A 6,092-nucleotide genomic window follows, 5' to 3' on the forward strand; every position below is an offset into this window, starting at 1 on the left:
AGCAAACGTGACGCATCAAGTCGCCGGAACCAGACGTAGCGCCTGCGATCGACGGCGGCGCCCGCGACGGCCAGTACAACGAGTTCGGCGGCACCGGCAGCGGCCAAGGGACAACGGGACAGGCTTTCCAGGGTCCCGTCGATTGGCAACACAGCTCACTATTGATCGGGGCTACGCAGAGCGACTCCGCCGTTGCGACTCCGACGGTCGCGGACTTTCAGGCCGGGGGCGGCTGCATGAACTACAGCACTGACCCTGCGGGTCCGGTGACCGGCGGGAATCGGGTCTTTAGGGTTATCCGCGGTTCGGGGTTCATCACGATCGCCCCAGGCGCGTCTGAAGACATCCCTGAGCGTCTCCGGCCACAGCCGCCCTTAACCGCAACGGCACGCTACGGCAGGGCTACTGCTACCCATTCCCGAGCGACGTGGCGATCGAGTTGCTCCAGTACTTCGGCGACCTGTCGCTGCCGGACTTGCCAGCTCAGTAGGTCTCCGCCGTGGATCGTTCCCGGCATCGGTGTGAAGCAAGGTCCCAGCCGTCGCGCCGAGTCGGCAGTCGGGGCTGACCTTCGGCGCATCGACGAGGTCAGCGCGCGAGACTGGCCCGAGGAGGGTGACCAAATGCGCCGGTTGGGGAATCGTGTCCGTCTCGGGGCGCTCCTGGCGTCGATCCTCGGGGCGACGCTCGCCCTGATCGCGCCGCCCCCCGCGGGGGCCACCGGTCCGCTCGCCACCGTCCGCCAGCTAGCAGGGACGATCCCGATCCCCTACGACGAGCCGCGCGACGTCGTGCCGATCGGCGGGGTCCTCTACGTCACCGACCGCAACGCGATCGACAGGGTCGACCTCGCCACCTCGAACTTGAGCACCCCCTATGGGGTGCGCCCCCTCGCCGGCTCGGCCGACGGCACGGGCACTGCGGCGAGGTTCAACGACCTCCAGGGCCTCGTCACCGACGGCACGAACCTCTACGTCGCCGACGCCGGCAACCACACGATCCGCAAGATCGTCATCGCGACCGGGGTGGTCACGACGATCGCAGGTAGCGCGGGATCCGCGGGTAGCGGCGACGGCGTCGGCAGCGCCGCCCGGTTCAACCAGCCCTTCGGGATCGCGCTGGCGGGCGGGGACCTCTGGATCACCGACCGCGGCAACCAGACGATCCGCCGGCTCACCGTCGCCACGGGCTCGGTGACGACCGTCGCGGGCACCGCGGGCATGTCGGGCACGGGCGACGGCACCGGCGCGGCGGCGCGGTTCAGCAACCTGCGCGGCATCACGGTCGAAGGCTCGACGATGTGGATCGCCGACGCCGACCGCGCCCGCCGGCTCGACATGCCGACGAGCGCGGTTACGACGGTGACGGTCTCGTACTCGTGCTCGACGTTCTACACCAGCACGCTGCACGGCGCGGTGGTGATCGGCGGCCAGGTGTACGTCAGCGCGCTCTGCGACGACGGCGACGGCGACGAGATCGGCTCCCTGCTCCGCATCGACCCGGCGACCAACGCCGTGACCGAGCTCACCTCGACCGGCGTCCTGGCCGCCGCCGTGGGCACCGACGGCACCGCGATCTTCCTCGGGGGCTTCGATCCTCACACCAGCTTCAAGTTCCTCACGGGCACCGACGTCGCCACGTGGACGCCGGTCTTCACGCCCGACTATGCGGAGAACGGCTCGGTCGACGGGGCCGCAGCCGGCGCCCGCTTCCTCGATCCCCGGCAGATGGCGAGCGACGGCGGCTTCCTGTTCGTCGCCGACGGCTCGTCGATCCGCAAGGTCGCCATCTCCGACGGCCAGACGACGACATTCGCCACCGGCCTCGGCTCCGGGTCGGGCGGGCTCGCGCTGTACGGGCCGTACCTCTACGTCGGGTCCCAGAACACCCTGTACCGAGTCGACCGGTACACCGGCGCCTCCTCGACGTTCGCGACGGTCGGCAACCAGTTCAACCGCATCACCGGGATCGTCGAGGCCGGCGGCCAGCTCTACCTCGTCTCGAGCGACTGCACGATCTGGCACGTCGACCCGACCACCGCCGCAGTCGGCGTGTTCGCGGGCTTCCCGACGCTGTGCGACCACGTCGACGGCACCGGCGCCAACGCCCGCTTCGGACGGTCCGGCGGCCGCCTGCCCGAGTCCCTCACCAGCGACGGCACCAAGCTGTGGGTCGCGGACTGGGACACGATCCGCACCGTCCACATCGCCACCGCGCAGGTGACGACACTCGTCCAGCCGTTCTCCCTGTTCCATCCCCACGGGATCGCCGAGGCGGGGAACGACCTCTACGTCGCCAACGGCGAGGTCCTCCGGGTCGACAAGACCACGGGCGCGGTGACGCAGCTCGACGTCGACGACCCCTCGACGCCGCTGTCGTACACACCGAGCCCGCTTTCGTCCACGTACGCGTGGGCCGGCCGCGGGATCAGCGTCGACCGCGACGGCCGGCGCATCTTCTTCGGCACCCAGTGGGGCATCGCGGTGGCCGAGGACCCGGTGACCGCGCTGTCGATCGGCGACAGCACGGTGGTGGAGGCCAACGGCGGCACGGGCGTCGCCGTGTTCACGGCGCGGTTGGCGCGCCCGATGCGCAACGACGTCAGCGTCACCTACCTCACCAACGACGGCACCGCGACGAGCGCGTCGGGCGACTACGTCGGTCAGTCCGGCCTGTTGACCATCCCCGCGGGCGACACCGAGGCGCGCATCAAGGTGACGGTGAACGGCGACACGACCACCGAGGCGAACGAGGGCTTCAACGTGCGGCTGGTGAACCCGCAGGGCGGTGCCACGCTCACGCGCTTCCTCGGTCAGGGCACGATCCTCAACGACGACCCTCCGAGCGGCCCGTCACTCGCGATCGGCGACGTCGGCGTCGTCGAAGGCGACGAGGGGACGTCGCTTGCGGTGTTCCCAGTGCGGCTGTCTGGCGCGCAGGGCGCGCCGGTTGCGGTTTCGTTCGCGACGGCCAACGGGACGGCCGCGGCGGCCAGCGACTACGAGGCGCGTGCCGGCACACTCACGATCCCGGCGGGCGTCACCTCCGCGACGATCTTCGTGAAGGTGTACGGCGACACCGCCGCCGAGGCCAACGAGTCGTTCACGCTCGCGCTGTCGGGCTCGACCGGCCCACCCATCTCACGGAGCACCGGCACCGGCACGATCATCAACGACGACGGGTAGGCGGTACTTCGCCTTGTCGACGCCTGACCTCTGGGCGGAGGGTGGTCGTCTCCGCGGTCGCGACCATCCGAGCGGCGTCGAGGATGAGGTCGTTGCAGAGCATTCACCACCTGGGCCTATGCGCGGGCCGTCGACCAGATCGCCGCGTTGGACGGTTCGCCCTCCGAGGATCAGGCAAACACCATGGCGCCGAGCGCAGCCGGAAGACTGGTAGTCGTGACCAGGTCCGATGATCGCCGCCGAGATGCTGCGCCTCCTGCTCGACGCGGTAGACCGCGGCGAAGTCACCGCCGACACCCCGGTCGAGCGGCGCAACTTGCGACGGCTGGAGGGGATGCTGGCGGCGTGGGCATGATGGAACAAGGCCGCGTTCGACCGCGATCTAATGAAGGGCAGCGCTGATCGTACGAACGCGCATCCGTAACTCTTGCGTCACTGCGCGCCGGAATCTGTGGGCGGACTCCTCTTCGTTGCTGGCGCGGCGGTCGCGCCTTCCTGACCGTTACGCTGCGGGGTGTGGGGGCACCGGAGACCAGGTACGCGAAGAGCGGCGATGTGCACATCGCCTACCAGGTCATCGGTGACGGGCCGTTCGACCTCGTCCTCGTGCCTGGCTTCGTCTCGAATGTCGAGCACTACTGGGAAATGCCGGTCGTCCCAGTCATGTTCCAGCGGCTGGCGTCCTTCTCACGGCTCATCCTCTGGGACAAGCGAGGAACTGGCCTCTCGGACCCGGTCGCAGGCGTTCCTTCGCTCGACGAGCGCATGGACGACCTGCGTGCGGTCATGGACGCCGCGGGGGCCGAGCGCGCGGCGCTGTTCGGGATCTCAGAGGGCGGCCCGATGAGCCTCCTCTTCGCGGCGACGTATCCCCACCGCACGAGGGCGCTCGTGCTTTACGGCACGACGCCCCGTTTCAGCGCCGCCCCCGATTTTCCCTTCGGCTGGTCGTTCGAGGATTACCAAACCAGGCTGGACGCCATCGAGCGGAACTGGGGAGCTGCCGCGTTGATCGAGTACTTCGCGCCGAGCGCCGTGGAGGACGAGCAGGTCCGAGCCGTGTGGAGCCGCTTCCAGCGCGCGGGCGCGAGCCCTGGGATGGCTCGGGCTGTCCTGCAAGCACTCTCCGAAATCGACGTTCGCTCGATCCTCGACACGGTGCGCGTTCCGACGCTGATTCTTCACCGGACCGACGAGCGCGTCGCCACCGTGCACGGTGCACGGCTCATGGCCCAGACAATCCCCGACGCGAGGCTCGTGGAGCTTCCGGGTCAGGACCACCTTCCCTTCGTGGGTGATTGGGAAGTGCTGATCGACGAGATCGAGGAGTTCCTTACCGGCACGCGGCCCGCCCGAGTGACAGAACGCGTCCTCGCGACCGTTCTGTTCACTGACATCGTGGCATCGACCGAGCACGCGGCCGCGCTGGGCGACTACCGATGGCGGCAACTCTTGGACGCCCACGACGAGCTAAGCGGGACCGAAATCACCCGCCATCGGGGCAAGCTCATCAAGACCACCGGCGACGGACTCTTGGCCACCTTCGACGGCCCGGCACGAGCCGTTCAGTGCGCGGCGGCGATCCGGGAGCGGCTGCGCCCGCTTGGCATCACCCTCCGAGCAGGCGTGCATACGGGGGAGGTCGAAGTTCGGGGCGAGGATGTGGGTGGCATCGCCGTGCACATTGGCTCTCGCGTCGCCGCGCTCGCTGCGCCCGGCGAGGTCATGGTCTCGCGCACCGTCACCGACCTAGTCGCGGGCTCGGGGTTGACGTTCGCGGATCGCGGCTCGTATTCGCTCAAGGGTGTGCCGGAGGAGTGGCGGCTGTTCGCGCTGAGCGGAGACTCTGTCCACTAAACGGTGCCGCGATCACCGACGAAGCCAAGCGGCGCGGCTGGCAGCTCCTCGACATCTACGAGGACGCCGGTGCCAGCGCCAAGACGACCGTCCGCCGGCCCGCGTTGGCCAAGGCCCTGGACGCGGTGGAGAAGGGCGAGGCCGAGGCGCTGGTGGTGGCCAAGCTCGACCGGCTGTCGCGCTCCATGACCGACTTCACCCGGCTCATGGAGCGATCGTGGAAGAAGGGGTGGGCGCTGGTGGCGCTCGACCTGGGCGTGGACACCACGACCCCGGCGGGGGAGATGATCGCCAACTCCGTGGCGAACTTCTCGCAGTTCGAGCGGAGGCTCATCGGCCAGCGCACCAAGGACGCGCTCGCAGTCAAGCGGGCGCAGGGCGTGCGGTTGGGGCGGCCGACGGTCATGCCCGCGAAGGTGGTCAAGCGGATCGAGGCCATGCGGGGCAAGGGCGTGTCCATCCGCGGCATCGCCGACCGGCTGAACGCGGACTGTGTGCCCACGGCCCATGGGGGCGCACAGTGGCACGCGAGCACCGTGCAGAAGGTGTTGCAGTCGCGGATGGGTCGCTGACGCGGAGGGCGGCTTTCGGGCTGTCCAGAACGAGCGCCGAGCGGGCACTCGGTACGCGCCTTCGACGCGCTCCCCGTCAAATGGCAACCGAGCACCAAAGTGCCAATCGGACGCGCCTGACGGCTCTCATCTGATCTCGTTCGGTGCGCGTGTTATGGCGCGTCCCCGACCGGCGCGTGTGGGGCGCTCGCTCCCGATGCTCCCGCCGCGGAATCGACGAGCTCGACGCCGAATCGCTCATGCCGACGGTCGTCGGGATCACCGCGCACATCGCACCCTTCAATGCCGCGGGACACTGTGCACGGCGCAGCCGCTGCCTGTCCGCCGCGGAGCTGCTGCTTACCAGCACCCGGCGGATGGAGGACGCTGTCCAGGCATAGATTCACGCCGGACGGCCGCGCCTTGCGTCGCGACCACACACCGTGTGCCTGCGCGCTAGCGTCCGGTGGGACGGTGCGGGCAGGGCGCACCCACGGGG

3 protein-coding genes are annotated in these 6,092 nt (G+C 69.4%); all 3 read left to right on the forward strand.

From position 1 onward, the window contains the following. Positions 1–623: 623 nt before the first annotated feature. A complete protein-coding gene (locus E6G06_21875; GenBank protein ID TML85607.1) occupies positions 624–3,185 on the forward strand; it encodes a hypothetical protein in 2,562 nt (853 codons plus the stop codon). A gap of 516 nt (positions 3,186–3,701) precedes the next feature. Further along, positions 3,702–5,042 (forward strand): adenylate/guanylate cyclase domain-containing protein, encoded by a 1,341-nt coding sequence (locus E6G06_21880; protein ID TML85608.1) that lies wholly within the window; start codon positions 3,702–3,704, stop codon positions 5,040–5,042. Further along, complete coding sequence (locus E6G06_21885) at positions 5,003–5,614, forward strand: hypothetical protein (GenBank protein TML85609.1); 612 nt, start codon at positions 5,003–5,005, stop codon at positions 5,612–5,614. The genes E6G06_21880 and E6G06_21885 overlap by 40 nt, the downstream gene beginning before the upstream one ends. Positions 5,615–6,092: the final 478 nt, after the last annotated feature.

The sequence above is a fragment of the Actinomycetota bacterium genome (assembly GCA_005888325.1).
GTDB lineage: Bacteria > Actinomycetota > Acidimicrobiia > Acidimicrobiales > AC-14 > AC-14.